Origin of the sequence: Paenibacillus sp. 1182 (assembly GCF_017833915.1) — a bacterium.
Classification (GTDB): Bacteria; Bacillota; Bacilli; order Paenibacillales; family Paenibacillaceae; genus Paenibacillus; species Paenibacillus polymyxa_D.
This window is the reverse complement of record NZ_JAFICR010000003.1, coordinates 383,666-405,263: the sequence shown is the minus strand read 5'-3', so window position 1 is coordinate 405,263 and position 21,598 is coordinate 383,666. Positions and strand designations below refer to the sequence as shown.

At 47.4% G+C, this 21,598-nt stretch carries 25 protein-coding genes; 4 read left to right on the top strand and 21 right to left on the bottom strand.

What is annotated here, in order from left to right:
* Positions 1 to 299 precede the first annotated feature (299 nt).
* From JOD82_RS07585 to zwf, 6 genes are all read right to left on the bottom strand, one after another.
* Positions 300 to 1,385, bottom strand: coding sequence for a lactonase family protein (locus JOD82_RS07585; protein WP_039273468.1), 1,086 nt, complete (start codon positions 1,383 to 1,385; stop codon positions 300 to 302).
* Between the two features lie 69 nt (positions 1,386 to 1,454).
* Positions 1,455 to 1,901, bottom strand: a complete 447-nt coding sequence (locus JOD82_RS07580; protein WP_069010234.1) for an OsmC family protein — start codon at positions 1,899 to 1,901, stop codon at positions 1,455 to 1,457.
* A gap of 55 nt (positions 1,902 to 1,956) precedes the next feature.
* A complete protein-coding gene (locus JOD82_RS07575; protein ID WP_069010235.1) occupies positions 1,957 to 3,165 on the bottom strand; it encodes an MFS transporter in 1,209 nt (402 codons plus the stop codon).
* A gap of 380 nt (positions 3,166 to 3,545) precedes the next feature.
* Positions 3,546 to 4,220: an SOS response-associated peptidase gene (locus JOD82_RS07570; protein WP_209948064.1), complete on the bottom strand. Its 675-nt coding sequence runs from the start codon at positions 4,218 to 4,220 to the stop codon at positions 3,546 to 3,548.
* Between the two features lie 159 nt (positions 4,221 to 4,379).
* On the bottom strand, positions 4,380 to 5,273 hold the full coding sequence (gene gnd / locus JOD82_RS07565) for a phosphogluconate dehydrogenase (NAD(+)-dependent, decarboxylating) (protein WP_209948062.1): 894 nt from the start codon (positions 5,271 to 5,273) through the stop codon (positions 4,380 to 4,382).
* Between the two features lie 54 nt (positions 5,274 to 5,327).
* Entirely contained in the window at positions 5,328 to 6,830 is a 1,503-nt protein-coding gene (zwf, locus tag JOD82_RS07560; protein ID WP_209948060.1) for a glucose-6-phosphate dehydrogenase, read from the bottom strand.
* 290 nt (positions 6,831 to 7,120) lie between these two features.
* On the opposite strand from zwf, the gene JOD82_RS07555 reads away from it, so the two are divergent.
* Together JOD82_RS07555 and JOD82_RS07550 are read left to right on the top strand one after the other, a co-directional pair.
* Complete coding sequence (locus tag JOD82_RS07555) at positions 7,121 to 7,441, top strand: winged helix-turn-helix transcriptional regulator (RefSeq protein WP_007430161.1); 321 nt, start codon at positions 7,121 to 7,123, stop codon at positions 7,439 to 7,441.
* A 142-nt stretch (positions 7,442 to 7,583) separates the two neighbouring features.
* A complete protein-coding gene (locus tag JOD82_RS07550) occupies positions 7,584 to 7,913 on the top strand; it encodes a hypothetical protein (RefSeq protein WP_165175555.1) in 330 nt (109 codons plus the stop codon).
* A gap of 10 nt (positions 7,914 to 7,923) precedes the next feature.
* On the opposite strand, the gene JOD82_RS07545 is transcribed toward JOD82_RS07550, so the two are convergent.
* The 7 genes from JOD82_RS07545 to JOD82_RS07515 form a co-directional block, all read right to left on the bottom strand.
* Positions 7,924 to 8,847 (bottom strand): NAD(P)/FAD-dependent oxidoreductase, encoded by a 924-nt coding sequence (locus JOD82_RS07545; RefSeq protein WP_209948058.1) that lies wholly within the window; start codon positions 8,845 to 8,847, stop codon positions 7,924 to 7,926.
* Between the two features lie 240 nt (positions 8,848 to 9,087).
* Entirely contained in the window at positions 9,088 to 9,690 is a 603-nt protein-coding gene (locus JOD82_RS07540; protein ID WP_025722870.1) for a nitroreductase family protein, read from the bottom strand.
* A 109-nt stretch (positions 9,691 to 9,799) separates the two neighbouring features.
* Positions 9,800 to 10,078, bottom strand: a complete 279-nt coding sequence (locus tag JOD82_RS07535; RefSeq protein WP_209948056.1) for a hypothetical protein — start codon at positions 10,076 to 10,078, stop codon at positions 9,800 to 9,802.
* Positions 10,079 to 10,208: 130 nt separating this feature from the next.
* A complete protein-coding gene (locus tag JOD82_RS07530; protein ID WP_061830316.1) occupies positions 10,209 to 10,535 on the bottom strand; it encodes a (2Fe-2S) ferredoxin domain-containing protein in 327 nt (108 codons plus the stop codon).
* A 35-nt stretch (positions 10,536 to 10,570) separates the two neighbouring features.
* Entirely contained in the window at positions 10,571 to 11,071 is a 501-nt protein-coding gene (locus tag JOD82_RS07525) for a metallophosphoesterase family protein (RefSeq protein WP_165175558.1), read from the bottom strand.
* Positions 11,072 to 11,095: 24 nt separating this feature from the next.
* Complete coding sequence (locus JOD82_RS07520; RefSeq protein ID WP_013310015.1) at positions 11,096 to 11,530, bottom strand: Rrf2 family transcriptional regulator; 435 nt, start codon at positions 11,528 to 11,530, stop codon at positions 11,096 to 11,098.
* 97 nt (positions 11,531 to 11,627) lie between these two features.
* The gene (locus tag JOD82_RS07515; RefSeq protein ID WP_023988297.1) at positions 11,628 to 12,005 is read right to left on the bottom strand and encodes a DivIVA domain-containing protein; all 378 of its coding nucleotides are present in this window, start codon (positions 12,003 to 12,005) and stop codon (positions 11,628 to 11,630) included.
* Positions 12,006 to 12,149: 144 nt separating this feature from the next.
* On the opposite strand from JOD82_RS07515, the gene JOD82_RS07510 reads away from it, so the two are divergent.
* Positions 12,150 to 12,719: a TraR/DksA C4-type zinc finger protein gene (locus JOD82_RS07510; protein ID WP_209948054.1), complete on the top strand. Its 570-nt coding sequence runs from the start codon at positions 12,150 to 12,152 to the stop codon at positions 12,717 to 12,719.
* A 92-nt stretch (positions 12,720 to 12,811) separates the two neighbouring features.
* Here JOD82_RS07510 and JOD82_RS07505 read toward each other — a convergent pair whose 3' ends face one another.
* The 5 genes from JOD82_RS07505 to hrpB form a co-directional block, all read right to left on the bottom strand.
* Positions 12,812 to 13,816, bottom strand: coding sequence for a Gfo/Idh/MocA family protein (locus JOD82_RS07505; protein ID WP_025722876.1), 1,005 nt, complete (start codon positions 13,814 to 13,816; stop codon positions 12,812 to 12,814).
* Positions 13,817 to 13,835: 19 nt separating this feature from the next.
* On the bottom strand, positions 13,836 to 14,198 hold the full coding sequence (locus tag JOD82_RS07500; protein WP_013310011.1) for a replication termination protein: 363 nt from the start codon (positions 14,196 to 14,198) through the stop codon (positions 13,836 to 13,838).
* 315 nt (positions 14,199 to 14,513) lie between these two features.
* On the bottom strand, positions 14,514 to 15,686 hold the full coding sequence (locus tag JOD82_RS07495) for an acyltransferase (protein WP_029519036.1): 1,173 nt from the start codon (positions 15,684 to 15,686) through the stop codon (positions 14,514 to 14,516).
* Positions 15,687 to 15,956: 270 nt separating this feature from the next.
* Positions 15,957 to 16,544 carry a general stress protein gene (locus JOD82_RS07490; protein ID WP_029519034.1) on the bottom strand — a complete coding sequence of 196 codons (588 nt, stop codon included), beginning with the start codon at positions 16,542 to 16,544 and terminating at the stop codon, positions 15,957 to 15,959.
* Between the two features lie 118 nt (positions 16,545 to 16,662).
* Positions 16,663 to 19,191: an ATP-dependent helicase HrpB gene (gene hrpB, locus JOD82_RS07485; protein ID WP_069010244.1), complete on the bottom strand. Its 2,529-nt coding sequence runs from the start codon at positions 19,189 to 19,191 to the stop codon at positions 16,663 to 16,665.
* A gap of 314 nt (positions 19,192 to 19,505) precedes the next feature.
* On the opposite strand from hrpB, the gene gluQRS reads away from it, so the two are divergent.
* Positions 19,506 to 20,501: a tRNA glutamyl-Q(34) synthetase GluQRS gene (gene gluQRS / locus JOD82_RS07480; RefSeq protein WP_069010245.1), complete on the top strand. Its 996-nt coding sequence runs from the start codon at positions 19,506 to 19,508 to the stop codon at positions 20,499 to 20,501.
* Between the two features lie 64 nt (positions 20,502 to 20,565).
* Here gluQRS and JOD82_RS07475 read toward each other — a convergent pair whose 3' ends face one another.
* The 3 genes from JOD82_RS07475 to JOD82_RS07465 form a co-directional block, all read right to left on the bottom strand.
* Positions 20,566 to 20,940 carry a DnaJ family domain-containing protein gene (locus JOD82_RS07475; protein WP_069010246.1) on the bottom strand — a complete coding sequence of 125 codons (375 nt, stop codon included), beginning with the start codon at positions 20,938 to 20,940 and terminating at the stop codon, positions 20,566 to 20,568.
* A gap of 124 nt (positions 20,941 to 21,064) precedes the next feature.
* A complete protein-coding gene (locus JOD82_RS07470) occupies positions 21,065 to 21,259 on the bottom strand; it encodes a Rha family transcriptional regulator (RefSeq protein ID WP_029517081.1) in 195 nt (64 codons plus the stop codon).
* 109 nt (positions 21,260 to 21,368) lie between these two features.
* Positions 21,369 to 21,536 (bottom strand): aspartyl-phosphate phosphatase Spo0E family protein, encoded by a 168-nt coding sequence (locus JOD82_RS07465; RefSeq protein ID WP_071558834.1) that lies wholly within the window; start codon positions 21,534 to 21,536, stop codon positions 21,369 to 21,371.
* Between the last annotated feature and the right edge of the window lie 62 nt (positions 21,537 to 21,598).

The following is a 21,598-nucleotide window of genomic DNA, read 5'->3' as shown; positions in this document are numbered from 1 at the left end:
TATGTACCCTTTTCCTACCGATATTATTCGTATCTTATTTGTAACCTTAAAATTTTAGTTTATTTTCGTAGTTAGTGACTTCTTTAGAAATGACTAAGCCCTAAAATAAAAACGGCTGTAGGTTATCCTACGAGCCGTTTTCACTAACAATTTTACTATGCTTGGTTAATCTATTAGTACCATCAACATATACATATTCAATGGCTGTCAAAGCATTAAAGCAGCGGAGCGTTCGCCTTTGCCCCTGGATTTCTACCCTTGAACATACAAACAAGAAATCTGGGGGCATTTCCTAATTTTTATACAGAAAAGTAAAAAGGCTGTACGCATACTGGCTTGGACACGGTTACTTGTTGCCCGGTGTAGGTCAAGCGTCCACTTGCCTTGTCCACTTTGAACGTAACGATGTTATTGGTGTCGCGGTTGGCCACGAGCATATGGTTACCATTTGGAGTCAATGCAAAATGGCGTGGATGCTCTCCTTCGGCAGATACATGCTCCACCAAGCTCAGCTTGCCAGTTGCTCCGTCTACAGCGTATACCACAATGCTGTCATGCCCACGGTTGGAACCGTACAGATAAGCTCCATCCTCCGAAATTGCAACTTCAGCAGTTGTGTTTTCACCTGTAAAGTCAGACGGCAATGTCGGTACGCTCTCAAGCTCAGTGAGCTTACCAGCCTCTGCATCATATGCAAAAGAAGTAATGGAAGAATCCACTTCGTTAATGACAAAAGCAAATTTACCATTTGGGTGGAACGTCAAATGACGTGGACCTGCACCTGCATGGGTTTTCGTTTCACCATGAAGCACCAGTTGTCCTTTGCTGTCATCAATGGTATAAACACGGATCAGATCCAGACCGAGATCTTGTACGAACAGGAAGCGACCATCTGGACTAAAGAAACTGGAATGTGGATGTGGACGATCCTGACGTTCAGGGTGCGCTCCTTTGCCCTCGTGCTGTTTAACATCCAGCAACTCACCAATACGTCCGTCCTCAGTCAGAGACACCAGTCCCACCATACCTCCGTGGTAGCTGACTACAATAAGGTAACGATCAGATGGATCACGCTGAATGTGGCAAGTTGTTGCACCCACGTTTTCCGCACGATTCAGCAATGTAAATGTTCCTTTAACTGGATCAATTTCGAAAGCAGAAGCTTCGCCTACTTTTGCTCCTGCAGCAGAAGTCGTCTCCCCAATGGAATACAGCTTCCGATTTTTGACGTCCACATTCAGGAATGTAGGATTTTTCAAGCCGGAGAACTCATCCTGTAGTGTAAGTGCTCCTGTCTGTTCATTAAAAGTATACGAATAAACTCCGTTACCTTCCAATTCGGCGTAAGAGCCTGCGAATACGAGCAATTTTTGTTGCGCTGTCATGGTTGTGTCCTCCTTGGATTAAAAAAATGATGGGCAATTAGAATGATTGCTCCTGTTACAGATATCGCTTTAAGAGGCGCGCTCCACCACGGGCTCTGTGGACAACGTCACATTTCCCGCTACAGCACGCGAGATCATGCATGAGGTTTCTGCCTGCTCTGCCAGTCGCAATGCTTGTTCGATCTGCGATTCTGTCGCATCGGCGGCCAATTGAACCTGCGGACGATGCACAATTCGGCGATATGTAAAAATATTGTTCGTTACATCGACAATCCCTTCGGATTTCAGCGCCAGTGACGCCACCGGGAGACTCGCGCGCTCCATCATCGCCGCCAAAGTAATCAAATAGCAGGTAGCGGCGGCACCGAGCAGCATTTCATCTGGATTGGTGCCCACACCAGGGCCTCCCATCTCGGCCGGGATCGAAATTGCAGTCCGCAACTGTCCAGCCTCAATACGACCGTCACTGTTGCGCCCCCCGTTCCAGTCTGCCTTGAGCAGAAAGGTATGCTCCATTTCAGGTCACTCCTCTCTCTTATATTATGAATCTTCACACAGGTGAATGTAAAGGTTAGTCAATCTCTTGATTTTTGGTTTCCGTACCCAGCAACCATACAGCCGCTGCTCCGATCAAGATAGCTACGAAGAAAATCACAAAGATAGATGGTAACGCTACGCCCTGTCCTACGAGTATACCGACTGCAAAAGGCCCGATAACGCCTCCAATACGACCAAACGCAGCCGCCATACCCACACCGGTTGAACGGACGGATGTCGGGTACAATTCTGGTGTATAGGCGTACATGGCTCCCCATGCACCGAGATTAAAAAAGGACAAGCAGATACCAGCAGCTAGCAGCATTCCCGCCGTTTCCGAGGTGCCAAACCAAATGGCAGACACGGCTGTGAGCAGCAAGTAGATGATCAGTACGAATTTGCGGCCCAGCTTTTCAATTAGATAGGCGGCGGTAAAGTAACCTGGGAGTTGGGCAAGCGTCATGATCAGCACATACTCAAAGCTTTTAACCAGTTCGAAGCCTTTCATAAACATAATGCTAGGCAGCCACAGGAACATGCCGTAGTATGAAAATACAACTGTGAACCATAAAATCCACAGCATCAGCGTAGACTTGCGATTAGGTCCCGACCAAATCGAAGCCAATCGTGCACGCAGCGGAAGTTTAACGCTTTGCAGCTTGTAACGCGGTGAATCATCAATAGCTCTACGCAGATAAAGAGCGTACAGCGCAGGTACTGCGCCGAGAATAAATGCCATTTGCCAACCATACTTTGGAATAACAAAATAAGCAATAAGAGCCGAAAGGATCCAGCCTGCCGCCCAGAAGCTTTCCAGCAGCACAACCGCTCTCCCTCGTTCTTTCACAGGCACTGATTCTGACACCAGCGTCGAAGCAACCGGCAATTCCCCGCCCAAGCCTGCACCAGCAATAAAACGCAGCACCAGCAGCATTCCGAGGCCTGTCGCCAAAGCTGATAAGCCGCTGGCAATAGAAAAGATCAACAATGTCCACACTAAAATGGCGCGTCTGCCGTAACGATCAGCCAAAATCCCCGCCATAGCGGCTCCGAACACCATTCCTATCGAATTCATTGCAGTCAGCAGTCCAATTTGCTCAGATCCCAGATGCCACTCCTTTGCCAACGCTGCGACTATAAATGAAAGCAGCCCCACATCCATAGCATCAAACAACCAGCTAAGCCCTGCGCTAAACAGCAATTTTCTTTTTTTGGCTGGTGGTAATGAAGTTAATTCACTCATGATTTGCTCTCCCTTAAAAATATATCGTATGTAGACGTATATTCAGGTGTCTTGTCACCTGTAGCCTAGCATCTATTGTACCGTAAGCTTCCTTAATCTGCGAGCTTTTTAACACAGAAAAAAACGGAAGATTGCCTACGGCAATTCTCCCGCCTTCTGGAACCTGCCACTTACCGGTTTTGGACCAGACCGATGATCGTCACCATGAGCACCAGCAGCTGGATGAGTGTATCGTTACTCATTCCAATCGCCTCCATCCCATATGAGATACTCCTTCGGCCGTTTCCCCTCTCCCCGGATCATGACGCTTGTTCCCCAATACATACCTATGCAGGTGGCGGGAAGCTTATGATCAATAATGGATGAAAATCTTCATACGTTTAAGGTTTAATCCAGGACCACTGCAAATCCATTTCCTGAATACATTCACGGTTATCATGTTCATCATTGGCCACCAGTGGGGTCACTGGATAGATGCTCATGTCGCCTTGCTCATACGTGCGCAGTAGAGGCAACAGCTCATCTATGTTCTGGACAGACGGATCTAGCCATGAATCTATATGATCAGCTTCCAAAATAGCTGGCATACGGGTATCGAATTCACGTATATCCGTATTGGCCTGAACGGTCATCATCGTACAGGTGCGTAAAGGCTCCTTACGACTATCCTGCCATACTTCATATAGCCCCGCGACCGCAAACATCTTCTGTTCCGGCAGTACCACCCGTACAGCACACATGCGTTTACCCAATTTTCTCCAGTAATAAAATCCATTGCATGGAATGATACAGCGCCGGGTTTCGGCCATCTTGCGATAACTCGGATTTACCCGAACCGTATTCAAATCTGCATTGACACAATCCTTGCCCCAGTAGGGAATAAATCCCCAGCGAAATTCATCAAGTACCCGTTCTCCATCCTGATGCAGCACAATTGGTACATGCTGAGTGGGACTCATGTTATAGCGTGTTTTGTAATAATACAGCACCCGTTGTATACCAAAGTGATCCCTTACCTCATCCAAATCAGCCGATAACGAAAACCTTTTGCACATTTGCTATTCATCCTTCCGCCTTTTTCACCTATTGTGCGGATATACAAGGAAAAATATGCATATACAGGTTTTGCTAAAATCCAATAAACGCCAAAACACATAGCAATATCCCCGCAGTTGTGAAGCTACTACGGGGATAGATACTAGCTTATATTGTTATTACTTCTTTTCTACCGCGTGACCGCCAAATTCATTGCGCAGCGCAGCAACCACTTTCCCGTTGAACGTGTCCGCATCAAGAGAACGATAGCGCATCAGCAGGGACAAAGCAATGACTGGAGTTGCAGCTTGAATGTCCAACGCTTCTTCAACCGTCCATTTTCCTTCACCAGAAGAGTGCATAACCCCACGAATTTCGTCCAGGTTTGCATCTTTGGAAAATGCACGTTCAGTCAAGCCCATCAGCCAAGAGCGAATAACAGAACCGTTGTTCCACACACGCGCTACTTGTTCATAATCAAAGTCAAAGCTGCTTTTTTCTAGCACTTCAAATCCTTCACCGATGGAAGCCATCATGCCGTATTCCACACCGTTATGAACCATTTTCAGAAAATGTCCGCTTCCGGATTTACCTGCATACAGATATCCATTTTCCACTGCTGTGTCGCGGAAAACAGGCTCAACAACCGCCCAAGCTTCCGGATCGCCACCGATCATGTAACAAGCGCCATTGCGTGCGCCTTCCATCCCGCCTGAGGTTCCGGCATCCATGAAGCTGATACCATATTCTTTTAGACGGGCATGACGAGCAATTGACTCTTTGTAATGGGAATTACCACCTTCAATAATGATGTCCCCTTTGGACAACATCGGTTGAAGCTGATCCAGCACAGAATCAACAATTTGGTGAGGAACCATAATCCATAATACTCTAGGGGATTGAGTTGTCTGTACAAGCTCTTCCAATGTAGAAGCACCTTTAGCTCCATAATCCTTCATTTCTTGAATTGCGGCCGCATTGACGTCGTAAGCGACAAGTTCATGCTTATGATCGATCAAATTTTTTCCGAGATTCAAGCCCATTTTTCCCAAACCAATTAATCCTACTTGCATAGTAAAGGCCTCCTGCCGTAGCAAACATATTTTGTATATACTTTCTTATAAGTGTTAAGAACGAACGACTGCTTTCTCAGAGCTTTCGGACTTTTCGTCCAACCACCATGTAAAGCCTTGCTCCTCTAACAATTGATCTGAAGCTTCTGGACCGTAAGAGCCTGCTGCATACGTGTGAAGTGGAACCTCACCACGAGCAAAAGCTTCCAGTACAGGTTGAACCCACACCCATGAAAGCTCAACTTCGTTCCAATGAGCAAAAAAGGTGGAATCGCCGCGCAACGAATCAAAGATGAGGCGCTCATAGGCTTCTGGTACATCCTTGGCCTCGGAATGATAATTCATCAGAACCGTTTCCAGTTGACCAGCGTTTAGCGGGTCTCTGCTATTCAGACGCAGCGTTACCTTTTCATCCGGGTTAACATGGATGATCAGCAAGTTCGGGTCAGTCGGTTGCCCTTGAGCGGCATAAGGATCTGTGCTGTCCTTTTTGAATTCCACGACGATACGAGTAGATTTTTCTTTCATACGTTTGCCGGTACGAATATAGAACGGCACACCAGACCATTGTTCGTTGTCAATCCATAGGCGAGCTGAAATGAACGTATCATTTTGTGAATCTGGACCGATGTCCGGCTCTTCTTTATAGGAAGGAACTGCTTTTCCGTTGATCTCACCGTTGGTATACTGTCCTCTTACCACGTTGGAAGCAATGTCGGAAGGATCAAGCGCACGAAGCGCGTCCATAACCTTACTTTTTTCATCCCGCACCTGGTCAGCCGTGACATGTCCCGGCTTGTTCATAGCCGTCATCATCAACACCTGCAGCATGTGATTTTGTACCATATCACGAATAGCGCCGGAATGATCATAGTATCCCGCTCGCTCCTCCACCCCTACAGTCTCGGAAGCGGTAATTTGCACATTGGCGATGTATTGATTGTTCCATACCCCTTGAAGCAATGGATTAGCAAATTTTAAGGCTTCCAGGTTTTGTACCATGGGCTTACCTAAGTAATGGTCAATACGATAAATCTCATCCTCAGCAAAGGTTCTGCTTAGCCGATCATTCAGCTCACGTGCTGATTCCAGATCGTGCCCAAATGGTTTTTCGATAATGAGCCGTTTCCAACCCTTTGTTTCAGCTAAACCACTTTCTCGAATATTGAGGGCAATCACATCAAAAAATTCCGGTGCCACCGATAAGTAAAACATGCGGTTCCCCGGAATTCCCAAGTCATTTTCACGTTGCTCAGCAAGCTGTAGCAGCTTTTTATAATCTTCCGGGTGGTTGACGTTCAATGCGCTATAACGGAAAGCACTTAAGAACTGATCCATCTGTGCACGGTCTTCATTCACGTGTCTGGAAAAATCCTTAATGGATTGCTCTACATTACTTTGAAATTGCTCGTCCGCCACTTCACGACGCCCCATCCCAATTACAGAAAAGGAAGCCGGAATTTTACCTTCTACAAACAAATTATACAAGGCAGGGTAAATTTTGCGTTTCGCCAAATCCCCTGTCGCTCCAAATAAGACAAATGTCATTGAATCCATGAAATATTCCTTCTTCCCATTATAAAGATGAGGTTATTAAAAGTTACCTGAGGAATTAACGTAACCCATAATACACCCAAAATAAGGGGCAAGTCAATCAAATTTTAGCGAAATCGTGAACATTCGATATATCCTGTAATGATAACGTTTTCTGTGGTATGATTGACGAAAGGAAAGAGAAAAAACTGTTAAATATGTCACAGTTGATACAAAGCGTTATAGTTACTATTGGTATACAGAGTTACTTTTAGTATACTGTTTAAAACAACAATGAAATTGAGGGGATTCAGATGAGCGACGACAGGCAGCCTAAGCTTTTGTGCGGTAAGGTGGAACAGTCCTTTCAGATCATCAGCAAAAAATGGACCGCTCTCATCATTCATACTTTGATGGAACATCCCAAACGATTTAGTGAAATTCACGTCTCCATACCTGATCTTAGCAAACGCATGCTGAACGAACGCATCAAGGAACTAGAGCTTTCCGGCCTGATCCTTCGCAATGTCATCACAGAGCGGCCTGTGCGTACTGAGTATTCGCTGACACGCAAGGGTAAAGAGCTAGGTGATGCATTGAATGGTGTGGAGAGCTGGGCCGAGAGATGGCTTTAACCGCTAACAGGAGGTCATCATACATGGTCTCCTGTTATTGTGTTACCCCATGTGGATCATAATACAAACTATAGTACGAAATTAATGGGACAACCGCGTAGCAGCTCATGATTTCAGAATGAGCCAAGGAAGGATGAAAACGATGGCATTTGGCATTACTCGCCAGGAACTTATGGCCTGGAAAAGAAAGGTCAGTCGTGGTGAAATTGCTTTTCTGACACATTACTGGCTGGATGATCGCTTTCCAGGCATTACAACTGTCACCAAGGTAGGATGTTCTGATTTGGACAAGCTGCGCTTATGGTGCAACCAAAACGGATTAGACCCCCAATATATTCATCAGCGTCAGCCCTATCCGCATTTTGATCTCATCGGTAACAAACAAGCGGAAATTTTACGTAAGTATGGCATTAGCGATCAATTTAAACGCTTTGAACTTCAACTCCCAACGAGTACACGCCCATCGTTCTAAACCGCAGCTCTCAGAGCTGCGGTACTTTTGTTTTCATACCAGTTAATACCTTGTGTATCCAAATCGCTGACATAGCCCCTTCTCCCATCGCCACAGTCGCTTGCTCGGCATGAGCTCCTAAGTCCCCGGCTACCCATACATTTTCCACATTTGTCATTTTGCTGCGAGGATGAGTTTCAATATGCTTATTGTGCAGCAGATGTACACCCAGTTGCTCTGCCAGCTCTGAATGAACATGATTGCTGCCAAAAGCTAAAAAGCCCCGCTCTGCTCGAACCACTTGTCCATCAGCCAGCCGCACTCCTTCAAAACAGCCCGGTTCTCCGGTTATAATCTCAGAAATGGCTTCTTCCTTATAGCCAATCCCTTTTTCCCGCAGCTTCACAATCAGCTCGTCCGGCACCTCTGAACGCTCATGATTGACATAAACAAGTTGATCGGTGCGCGCTGATAAAATCAGTGCCATGGAAGCTCCTGCTTTGCCAGCCCCCATGACGACCGTACTGCGATCCTGAACCTCATAACCGTCACAATCCGGGCACACATATACACTGTTGCCCAAGCAAGCTTGTAACCCATCCAGTTTTGGAAAACGATCCGTTAGCCCTGTCGCCAACAGCAGCGTCTTTGACGAATACATGGAGCCTTCCTCCACTTGAATGTCAAAAAGCTCATCCCTTTTGACGGCTTTGACCGCCTTTTCTTCAACAAACTCAGTTCCTAGTTTCGTAGCCTCGCTACGTCCACGCCGTCGCAGCTCTTCACCAGAAATTCCGTCAGGAAAGCCCAAAATATTATGATACTGGTGGCACAGCGTAGATCGACCATAGCCCGAATCTATCACTAGAACTCGATGACTGCTGTATCTCCCCAATTGAATCGCTGCTTGCAATCCGGCAATTCCCCCACCAACAATAATGCAATCATAGTTCATCATTTTTCCTCCTTTGAATGCGCGTTATCCTAGACATCTGCATAAAACCGCAATAACACCAATGTAAACTTCTCATCCAATTTTAAACATAATATCACCCACTAACGGATGAATTAACCCCTGTGTCCGTCCATATCAAAGCCTATATGCCTTAAAAATGGAATGACAAAAAGCACTGTGGATACCCACAGTGCTTTACCAGGCCGAGCCTGAATCGTCATTTTATCGTGAAAATTATAATTATTTAAATGTTTTTACTCGTTCTTCAACAGGCTGGAATTCTTTTTCACCTGGTTGGAATGTCGGTTTACCAAATGGCATTTCAGCAATCAGTTTCCAATGCTCAGGAATGTTCCATTCGTTTTTCACTTTTTCATCAATCAATGGGTTGTAATGCTGAAGGGATGCCCCCAGTCCTTCTTGCTCCAGAGCCGTCCATACTACCAATTGCAACATACCATTAGATTGGTTGGACCAGATTGGGAAATTGTCCGCATAGGCTTCAAATTGTTGTTGCAGACCAGCCACCACGTTATTGTCTTCAAAGAACAAGACTGTTCCGTATCCGCTGCGGAAACCGTTCATTTTCTCGGCAGTAGACTTGAATTGCTCCTCATTGCCTACAACCTCACGCAAAATATCTTCTGTAATATTCCACAGTTTATCATGATGCTCTCCGAGCAACACTACAGCACGTGAAGTTTGGGAGTTGAAAGAGGTAGGTGTATACTTAACAGCTTCCTCTACAATCTCTTGAATCCGTTGGTCAGAAATAACCTGTTCTTTGCTAATACCATAATAGGAGCGTCTGTCTTTCAGAGCTGTGAAGAAGTCTTTAGCCATTTTTTTGTTACCTCCTGAGAAAAATTAATTACTTTTCGTAACTTAATATACATTACATATATCTTAAAGTCAAGAGATTTCTTTCTAAATATCACCAGTTAGTTGATGATTATACGCCACCATTGTATTTTTTCTCACTGGAAGAGGTGTGCTTGGTTGCATCCTTGTCTCTCTCCTCCTGTCTTTCCATCTTCAAATCCTCTACAGGAATGGCGTCTACCGTCTGCTCGATCTCAAAACGGTCGAAAAAGCTTTCCTGCTCTGTCGGATACTGCTCTGCATGATCTCGATTGATCGACTGTTTCTGATGTTTAGACTCCGTTGTTCCTTTCCCCGTCTGTCCTTTCTGCTGATTATGATCGTGCAGGTTATCTTCAAATGGGGCCATTTTACTTCCCTCCCTATCGGATTGGTGTCCACAGTATACTTTTACCTTTCACATCGGGGATTAAACGCAAAAAAGAGAAAATCTCTGCAAAGATTTTCTCTACTCATGTACTTATAGATGGTTGATTGAATTATTCCGAACTGGATTGACCTGTACACTCATGAAAAAGATGAGGTTCCAGCTTCTCTCCCGTTACGAGCTTCTGCACCAGTTGAGTCCCCGAGTCAGGGGTCATTTGACCATACCAGTCCCCTTGAGGATATACGATCACAACCGCAGCATCATGACAACGCCCATTACAGCGAGTTCTGGTCGTGTGAATATATGCTTCTGCATTTTGTTTACGAATTTCATCCCGAATTGCCTGTGTAACTTCTTCACCCTCATGTCGCATACATGTGCCTCCATTGCAGATCAACACATGATGCTTCATTGGTTCTAATTCAAAAATAGCCATAGCTTCCCCTTTAATCAACAGTTGTTGGTTTTAAATCAATGTTTATCTGGATAAAGAACAAGCTGTGCTTCCATCTGATCAGCTTCAATCGTCAGCACGATAAATGAATATTCGTCTTCGCCACGTTTGTCCGTCGGAGACCCCGGATTAAGGACAAGCTGACCGTCAATCGTTTTGACCACCGGAATATGCGAATGTCCATAAATCAGACAATCCAGCGTTTCTCCCTTAAACGTATTCAATGCGATATTTTCTGTCGTTCCTCGCCAGCCGTGACCGTGAACCATACCGATCCGCTTGCCTTCAACTTCAACGATTCGCTGATAGCCTAAACGCTCCACGATGTCCATTCCATCATTGTTTCCGGCAATGCCTTGCACAGGCGCAAACTCAGCTAGACGTTCATATACGAACCAATCCGTCCAGTCTCCGGCATGGAGAATGAGGTCACTGCCTTTTAACTCCTGTACAAGCCGACTAGGCAACGTTTTGCTTCTATGCGGCATATGAGTGTCTGAAAGTACGATGATTTTCATATCAATTTCTCCTTACCAGCGTCTTTACACAGATGAACTTTGTTGCCCCACGCGCTGCTGAAGTGCCTGCTCCAGATCTCGCAGCGTAACGGTCTCGAAAAACGCCTGTATTTTCTGCTCTGCCACGGTATATAAACCATCCAACAATGCGTCTATGTTCCTGCCTACCTCACAATTATGATTGCTATCGGTATGGATGGCGAACAACGGACCTTCATCCTTGGTCGCCTCATAGATCATTTTCAGATTGATGTTTGAACTGGACATACTTAGACGAAAGCCGCGTGCTCCAGGCGACGAATCCACCAAACCCGCTTGCTTGAGTCGGCTCATAATCCTTCTCACAACTACCGGGTTTGTATTGATGCTGGAAGCAATAAGTGACGATGTCATTCGCTCCGGTGCCCCTTCAGCCAGAAGAAGCAGACAATGGATACTAACGGAAAAATGGGTACTCATGTTAACCACCTTTATGTGTGTGCCTCATTAAATGTTTGGTAAAATGCATGTTTCCATCATACCACAATAGAGGCACTAACACAGTGCTTACTGCACCTTACTCCGGAAAATAGTCATTTTCAGGACGTACTCGCACTTTTAATTGGCGTACACTATATTCCAACTGCTTAACGATATCCTCCAGTTGACGACGGTCAAGTCCATTAAGGTCGGCGGCAGGTTTAGGTGCATTTTTCAAATCACGTATGGTTGCCTGCTGCTCCTGCCACTTGTCCATCAGGTCGGCTATATTCGCATAAAAGCGTTCGTAATCCTTAATCACTTCATCCAGAAAGGCATCCACCTCGTCCGGATCATAGCCGCGCATTTTATTCTTAAACTGTTTCTCATGAATGGAGAGCGCGTCCAGCTGAATGCCCAGTTGCTTAAACAACTGCTTTTGCTTATCCAGACGACGCTTCATATGTTCATCCATCGGTTATTCCCTCCTTAACACACTATTCTTTTTATATCACATTCTAGGCTGGGAATAAAAGTCTCTGCTGATTGCCCAGCCCTATGAACGGGTATAAAAGAGCATACGTGTCACTTATCCAGACCACGAAGGGGAGAGATGATCATGAACCACTTGAACGATTCGCAGCTTGCAGAGCTGAAACATATGTTGTTGGAGCAGAAAAAGGATTTAGAAAAGCATTTTGAACAAAACGGTCAGGAAAACGCTCCATTGGGAGAAACACTGACAGATTCTACAGGTGAGCTCTCGTCCTATGACAACCACCCTGCTGATATAGGGACAGAAACCTTTGAACGGTCCCGTGATCTGGCGATTAATGATTCGCTGCAAGACGAGCTGGAGCAGGTCAATGCAGCCCTTCAACGGATGAAGGATGGGACGTACGGGATATGTGTGGAGAGCGGGGAAGAAATTCCTTTTGAACGTTTGCAAGCCATTCCATATACAGCCTATACCGTCGAGCACACGCCAACTCGAGAATTATCGAATGGCCGCCCGGTAGAGGAACAGGTCATGACTCCGCCACCCAAGGGTGCAGGTGAGGTTCGCCAACGAAATGCAGGACGATTTGATGATGCGGGCGCATGGGACGCCGTAGAAAAATACGGTACATCGAACTCGCCTGCAACTGCCGCCAAGCGTGATGTCACCGATTATGATGAAAATATGTAATGCTATACGCTTATGTATTCGTTCATCTAAAAAAGCAGCTTGTCCTTTGGACAGGCTGCTTTTTATGCCTTACGGGAATACGGTGATCCCGTTTATCCAATTTCTATCCGTTTTCGACTGCGAGCTGACTCAATACAAGCGTCGATCACCTTCATATTGCTCACCGCATCTTCTGGCTCATACGGCAACGGGACACCGTCAAGCACCGCTTTAGCAAAAGCATCCGCTTGTAGTTCAAAGGAATTAAAACCTTTCAGACGTTCCTCACGCGTAACCGAACCGACGTGGACGAAAATTTGCGGTACTACAGACGTTCTTTCCCAACCGAACATTTTGGGCATCGCAATCGTACCCTTGCTACCGAGAATTTCCATGTTGGAACGGTTGGCTGCCCACATGCCACAATCGAAAGTAAGGTTGACTCCACCCGGAAATTCCAGCAAGCCGGAAGCCATCATATCGACGTTGTCATGCTCCGGGGAAAATAAGGCATGTACCGTCACTGCCTCCGGCTCCCGGTCCAAATACATACGAGCGGCTGATATCGGATAGACGCCCACATCATATAGCGAGCCGCCGCCCATGTTTTTATTAAAGCGCACATTATCTGCCTGATCGGTATTGTTAAACGTAAACGTGCAATGGATGCCGCGAATGTCACCAATTTCCCCACTATTGATAATTTCCTTAATTCTTCGATGTTTGGGATGATAGCGATACATAAAAGCCTCTGCAAAGATCACTCCTGCACGTTGACACGCTTCAATCATGCGTCTTGTCCCAGCCGAGCTAAGAGAAGATGGTTTTTCACACAAAACGTGCTTCCCAGCCTCCGCTGCCCGAATGGTCCACTCTTCATGCAGATGGTTTGGCAACGGAATGTACACCGCTCCGATTTCGGGATCAGCCAACAGTTCATCATAGCTTCCATAACTTTTTGGAATATCGAACTCCCGGGCGGCCTCAGCGGCTTTATCCGCATTACGACTAGCAATCCCAAGCACTTCTCCGCGTTCAGATTGCTGAATCGCAGGAATTACAGCGATTTGGGCGATCTCCGCAGTGCCTAAAATTCCCCATTTCAGCTTTCTACCCATCATTCTCATCCTTTCGTGGTTAGGAATAGTTGTCTTGTTCCGCTTTATGCAGCATACCTAAGCAACGGTCCAAATCAGCTTTGACCTGCTTCTTGTACAATCGGGCTTTCTCCTCCCCATCATCTGTAAAGTGATAGAGTACAATCTCCTGAAAATCCACGCGCGGGTCTGTTCCTTTCAATCGCTTGGTACGGTAAAAAACGCCTTCCTGTACCAGCTCATGCAGCGCCCGGTAAACTTCGCTCTGAGGCGGAACATATCCAAACCCACTAAACTCATCCTTCATCGATTCGAGCATCTGATATCCATAACCGCGATGCCTCTCCACCATTGTGATCAGATAAATTTTGATAAAAGCCCGCTGGGATATCATAAACGCCATTTCACAGCCTCCTCCACACCTTATTCATACACCTTACCTTCCATTATAAACCACTCTGCGTCCATAGACTATTTCCTTTGATGATATGAGAGCTTATGAGAACTCTCCATCCCTTGTGACCTGTTTTAAGATGGCGAGAGATATAGAATGAGGCGATATAGAGTAGTGTGCGAAGTGCTGAGAAATGAGTTTATGGTTTACTATTATGAACTTTTCATATGTTGAAATAATATAATATCAGTTAAAAAAGTATCCCTTGGCCTTATTTCTTGGCTTTGGGATACTCTTGTGAACATATGTGATTGGATTATCAAATCAAGCTTGCTTTTGTACGGCTGGCGGACTCCCAGTCGGGCGAGGACGAACCCGAAGCCCCACGATCCATTTGCCCAGAGGCAAACGTGCCAGCAGCCATGTTCCGGCAACGGAAAAGATCATACAGAGAACGAATGAAGCCAGCATACGAAGAACGTGGCTCCAGTCTGCAAACAACGTCTCGTCAAAATAATAGGTCACACGCAGCATAAAGGCATGCATGAGATACGCTCCATAGGACAACGTTCCGATGGCCGTCAGCATACTCGCCGCACGTCCCCCCTTATGAGCAATCCACGTCGCTACCCGATAAGCTACAAAAATAGACGCGACGCAATATACAGCCATGACCGGACGCAGCAGAGACAAATAGTTAAAGGAAAGAACTGTACCTTGCGGTGTCTGGAACTGACCGATCATCTCATACAGCAAGTAGCCAGTAATTACGATAAACAACGGCCAGTATATCATTTGTGCTTTGGTTACCCATGCATTCCAACGCTTGACGTTCATCCCGGCTGCCGCTCCCAGCACAAAATAAAAGAAAAAGTAGATCACATTCCGGTCAGCATACAGGGTAAACCAAGAGGTAATGACCGGAAGCTGGAGCTTATCCATCGCTTGGTATACGGGTCCAACGGCGAACATGAGCAAAATATATAGCACGCCGAATACAGCCAATGCAGCGGGTCGCCATGTTGATGGCAGTAGCGCAGACAAACGACGGACAGCATAACGAAACACAGGAAATAACACATAACATTGAATAATCATTACGATGTACCACAGATGATAGCTACTTTTCCCGTTCAACAGCTTCTGGAAAAAATCCAGCGGGTGAATATATCCTCCACTTTGAGCAAGCTGATTTCCCAATTCGTATAAAAGAGACCATATGATATAAGGAACGATGATGTCCAGGAATCTTTTACGTAAAAACGTTCCGTACTTTAAGGCTCCATCATAATTGTAAAATAGCACCATTCCAGTGATAAATACAAACACAGGAACTGCAAATTTGGAACACAGCAGTAAAAGTGTCATCAATACCCCGTCCTGGACGCGCGCCCCCTGCGCAACCGCATAGTGTGCGACGGAATGCTGAAGAACAACGGCCGCAAAAGCCAGCCCTCTCAGCAAAGCGACTTCGGAAATTCTCTCTTTTTGACTCATGCCACTCTCCTGTTACATCTAGCAATTTATAAATCCAGGATTTTTTCAAAATCCTCAATCTATTATAACGACAATTCTGTAAAAATATATAGAAGGTTAAACGTGCCAACGGCAAGCTTAGCATCATTTATCTCAGATTTATTCTATGATCCACAAATATGTAAAAACAGCAGTCCTCCCTCTCGGGGAGACTGCTGCTGTAGAAACAACCCATATACAAAGGAGATAGGAAAGCCTGTTAAATCACGTTCTCAACTAGCCGTTAGGTTTTTACAGGTTCCTTCTCGTATCTGTGTATGCATCTGTACGCGGCGTGTCTGCCAACGTATCATCATACGTTCTGTAACGATCCGCATTCAGCGAACGGTTGGTGCGGAAAATATCATAAACATCCCTGTTATGGTCAGCGGAGTCCACCAGCACTAAAATCTTGCCCTGATCGACGTAAGTCTCGTATTGACGTGCATCATCTTCCGGAATACCCAGCCCGACCAGTCCACCGACCAAGCCACCTGCTCCCGCTCCGACAGCTGCTCCGGTAAGGGTAGCCGCGATAGGTCCAGCAGCGAGGATTGGTCCGATACCTGGAATAGCCAAGGCCCCGATGCCCGCCAGCAACCCAGCAACGCCGCCTACAACGCCGCCGGTAGCCGCACCGGTCGCTACACCCTCCGGTGCTTTGGTGCCTGTCTCTTCACTAATCGTCCTCAACTCGTCACGGTCACGGGTGATCACAGAAATTTCACTGCTTGGGATTCCTTTGCTCTGCAATTGTCCTATCGCACGAGATGCTTCCTGCTCTGTATCAAAAACACCAACAATCTTCTTTTCATTATAATCGTTTAAGTTATTAGCCATGATAGTTGCCTCCCAATATTTTAGTGTTGAGTGGTTCGTTTTTCATTACCCCGCTATTATGACGTTTAAACGATTTTACAAAAATTCAAAAAGTCGATTAGCATAAAACAGCTTCTATTTAACGCTTTGGCTTTGCTCTGTTGGTCGCCACAGCTTCCAGTGGATCATCCGGCCAATAATGCTTGGGATATCTGCCTTTCAGGTCCTTTTTGACTTCAAAATAAGCCTCGCTCCAGAAGCTGGACAAGTCGGATGTCACTTGGACAGGTCGCTGGGCAGGTGACAGTAAATGCAATACAATGGGCACACGTCCGCGTCCAATACGAGGCGTATCCCTCATACCGAACAATTCTTGTAGTCGTACGGCCAGCGCTGGTGCCTCAGGATTCGAATAATCGACAGGAATGCGGGAACCGCTGGGTACACGGATATGCGTCGGCGCTTCCTGATCAAGCTGCTGCCGCTGTTCCCAGTCCAGCCTGCCAAGCAGCAATGCAGCACTGTCCAGCCGTTGCAGATCGGATACGTTTTTGGCTCCTAGAGCAAAAGGCAACAGCCACGATTCCAGTGAATCCAGCAATGCCAATTCCGTGCAGTCCGGCCAGTCTTCAGGCGCTGAGAAGTGCATAAAAATCAAACGAGCCTGCAACTGGAGGGTTTGCCGATTCCATGACAACAGCTTCAGACCGCGTTCACGGACACCCTGCATCAAGGCGGCAGCAACTTCCTCTGCCGGAGGTCGCTCATAGGACGTTTCCTTTAAGACGAGTGAGCCCAGTCGCAGTACCTTGCGGGCTCTCACTGCTGAGGCGGAGCTATCCCAGTATACGCTGGCTTGTTCCAGCAACAAATCGCTGCAATGCTGGGTCAGCTCTTGCAGTTCAACCGGTGCCGCCAACTGAATGGCACCATCTGCTCCCTCGTCGTCCACTTCGGCGGCGACGAGATAGGATGAACGCGACATCCACTCCACTTGTCGGAGTCGCGCGCCCCGGCCGCCGCTAAGCAAAAAGCGGCCGTCCCCTCGGCCCTGCGCGATCCGATCCGGATACGCAAAGGCCAATAGCAGCCCGCAAGCCGCGGAGCCGTCAGGCTCGTCCTGCGCTGCGACTACTGTCGGCAGCGAGGCTAGCAACTGCCGGCTCTCTTGCACGATACGGCGAATCACCGTATCGTCTGCCGTCCGCAGCAGGCTGTGCGTGCTGCGGGCATGGGTCGCCTCGCGCAGGGCATCCAGCCGCGGGCGCAAATCCGTTCCGCCATGGGCGCGGAACGGGTCCCGCTCTTGCAGCAGCGCAGCCAGACGGCTGGCAATCAGGGCCAGGCCAAGGGCTGCTGCACGCAACAGCATGTGCCCGAGGCGTGGGTGCGTGCTCAGGGCGGACACCTCGCGCCCATGCGCGGTGATGACGCCTGTAGTGCCATCGGCTGCTTCATCCAGACAGCCGAGCTGGTGCAGCAGACCTGTGGCCTGGCCGTACGCGGCCTCAGGCGGGGCATCCAGCCAGGCCAGCTCGGCGGGCTCGCGCACGCCCCAGGCCGCCAGCTCCAGCGCGAGCGGGGCCAGATCCGCCGCCGCGATCTCCGGGCGGCTGGCTTCGGGGAGCGCTGCATGCTCCTGCGCGCTCCACATCCGGTAGCATACGCCCGGCTGGAGACGCCCCGCCCGTCCGCGCCGCTGGTCGGCGGAGGCCTTGGACACCTTGACGGTAGTCAAACGGCTCATGCCAGTTCGCGCGGAAAACAACGATTCCCGCGACAGTCCGCTATCGATCACCACCGTGATCCCGGCGATGGTCAAGCTGGACTCGGCAATCGAGGTGGCCAATACCACTTTTCGACTGCCCGAAGCCGATGGTCGTATTGCCTCATCCTGCTGCTCCAGCTTCATGCTGCCGTACAGCGGAATTACTTTGACGTGTGCTGGTAAATGCTTTGAAGCCAATTCTCGTTCCGTTCTATGAATTTCTCTGGCCCCTGGTAAAAACACCAGCAGATCGCCTTCATGAGCATGAAGCGCCTTTTCTACTGTCTCAGCCGTAAAGGACTCTAATGAGGTTGACGAAGGCTTGGACATATGGAAGGTTTCTACCGGAAATACGGTGCCTGGACATTTCAGTAATGGCGCATCCCCTAATAGTCTACATACAGGCTCTGCCTCCAAGGTGGCAGACATGATCAATATCTTCAAATCCGGTCGCAGCAGCGCCTGGCTTTGCAGGGCAAGTGCCAATCCCAAGTCTGCATGCAGGCTGCGCTCATGAAACTCATCAAACATAATCAGCCCGACTCCCTCCAACGCCTGATCATGTTGCAACATCCGGGTGAGTACGCCTTCCGTAACCACCTCAATCCGCGTGTTTGGCCCTACTTTTGTATCCATGCGAACCCGGTAGCCCACCGTCTTTCCGGTGGGCTCTCCCAGCGTTTTTGCCATTTGTGCTGCTGCTGCACGTGCTGCCAAACGCCTCGGCTCCAGCATAATTATCTTTTGCCCTACCAGCCACGGCTCATGCAGTAGCTCCAGCGGTGTTACCGTCGTTTTCCCCGCTCCCGGCTGTGCAATCAGTACCGCCGCCGAATGAGATTGCAGTGTATGTTTAAGCTCGGGGATCACTTGCATAATAGGCAGTTGTTTATCTGTCAATGAAATCTCTCCAATGATACGCTTGATGCGTAGAATCTAAGTTTTAGTTCTTTTATTATTGTGAATTTTTCATTACCTGTAATTATTGAATAGAAAAGGTTAAGCTGCCCTCTGGAACTTCTCCTCGGTCTGTCATACATAATTCTTCTAAATCTATTATACAGATATTTAAATTTCCCGTCTGATCATCGCGGCTATGTATGCTTCGTCTTTAGCTTCTATACCTATCGGGATGCACTCACGGCAAGATCGTTTTATAATATAGTTGATATGGATTGCTGAAGGACGGAACACAGAATCGAGGTCACTTTCGTATGGAATTACAGGCCCAACCCATCAGAGGGCGATTTGCCCCAACACCATCGGGATGGATACACTTAGGAAATGCTCGTACCGCCTTATTATCCTGGCTGCACGTTCGTTCCCTGGGCGGAACCTATATTTTGCGCATGGAAGATATTGATATGACGCGAGCTCGCAGCCAGTTGGCGCAAGGGATAATGGAAGATTTGCGCTGGATCGGTCTGAACTGGGACGAAGGACCCGACGTAGGCGGTGCCTACGGTCCCTACACTCAAAGCCAGCGGCTGGATCGCTTCCAATCTGCATTGGAGAAGCTACAGGGGCATGATTTGCTATATCCTTGTTTTTGCAGTCGGGCTGACATTCTGGCTGCCTCTCATGCTCCACATGGACTGTCTGGTGAAGGACCCGCATATTCAGGGGCATGTCGTAATCTTAGCTCTCAAGATGCCGTAGCCAAAGCACAGCATAAACTCCCTTCACTTCGCTTTAAAGTACCGCAAAGTCCAGATGCCGTTATTTCGTTTCATGATCAGGTAGCAGGTCATGTGACCTTCGGTGCGGCAGAAGGCGGCGATTTTATCGTTAAACGAGCGGACGGCATGTTTTCCTATCAGCTGGCTGTCGTTGTCGATGATGCGGATATGCATATGACCGACGTACTCCGCGGGTATGATCTTCTCGATTCAACGCCCCGTCAGCTATTGCTGTACCAAGCTTTGGGCTTGCAGCCGCCACGTTTCGCACACGTTCCCCTTGTCCTAGGCCCTGATGGACGAAGGCTGGCCAAACGACATGGTGGCGTAGCACTCCGAGCCATGCGTCGACAAGGGGTCTCACCGGAAGCAGTCATTGGCTGGCTCGCCTATTTTTCAGGGCTGCTGGATTCACCCGAGCCTGTGAAGGCAGTAGATTTAATCGATGACTTTCATTTAGACAAACTGCCCAAAGAATCCGTCATCCTGACGAAGCAATGCCTCACGAGATTATCTGCACTGCAACAGTAATGAGGTAAAGCGTAGAAATTAAAGTGTACGGGCAAGGGCCTTCCGCCCTTCGCTCCTCTTGTTTCTATTCCTCCAGTCGCTTACGCATAGCGGACTCATATTCATAAAATACAGACGACGTATTCAGCCCTCTTTCCTCCAGCAGCATACGGAGACGAAGTGATTTTTCAGTCAGCCTGCGACTGATCCGCTCTTGCTCTCCCGCCTCATGACAAGCGTGAAGCAAATCACGTAGCTGGACACATTCCTTTTGCAGCTGAAGCTCTTCCGGTAAAATGCCTGCATTCTTCAACAGCTTGTACGACATCCGCAGCTCCTCTGGAACATGTGACAAATCCTCGATCACCAGTGGCTTGCCCTCTCCCGGTAAATGATCAAATTCCCCTTTGGCCATCGCCTCCGCAATCTTCTGCTCTGCCATTCTGGAGAACATTCCCATCGACCCTTTCCACTCCTTGTATTAAGCATCCTATGTATAATCTATATTAAATAAACCCGGAGTTCTTTGCCACTGTAGCTTACATATCATTAGGATGTCTTGTATCCATAAAAGAGAAAGGGAGTTATTCTTCGATCCCCAGCAATTGAGATACTTGTACTCTATATTTTTTGGCCTTACGTGTTCCATGAATGAGATTAGACAAGCGGCTAGCAGGAATATGGTAGGTATCACAAAATGTTCTCTGATCCATTTGCCTCTCGACTAGCTTTTCTTTGATTTTCCAGCCAAAAGGGGTTACAGGATTTCGTTTGTTCAACAACGTTATCACCTCTTCATAGTATAAGATTTAGGATTTAGGATTTTGATTGGGGTTTGGAGATTGGATTTCACGCTCTTCCTTTAGCAATATGGCATGAACTCATTTGTTAGGATTTCATTTTGTATATTTGGTATTGATTCAATAGTTCATCCAGTTTCATGGATTGTTCAATCACTTTGGGATGCGTTAAAAATCCGTATTTCTTCTGGACTTGGTACAGTCTTTTTCTGGCCCGTTCGACACGAAGTAAAGTCACACCTGGATTCATCAGCATGATTCCCCCTTCTGTGTCATATCTTAATGCAAAACGTAAATTTTTGGATTTTTTTAAAATAC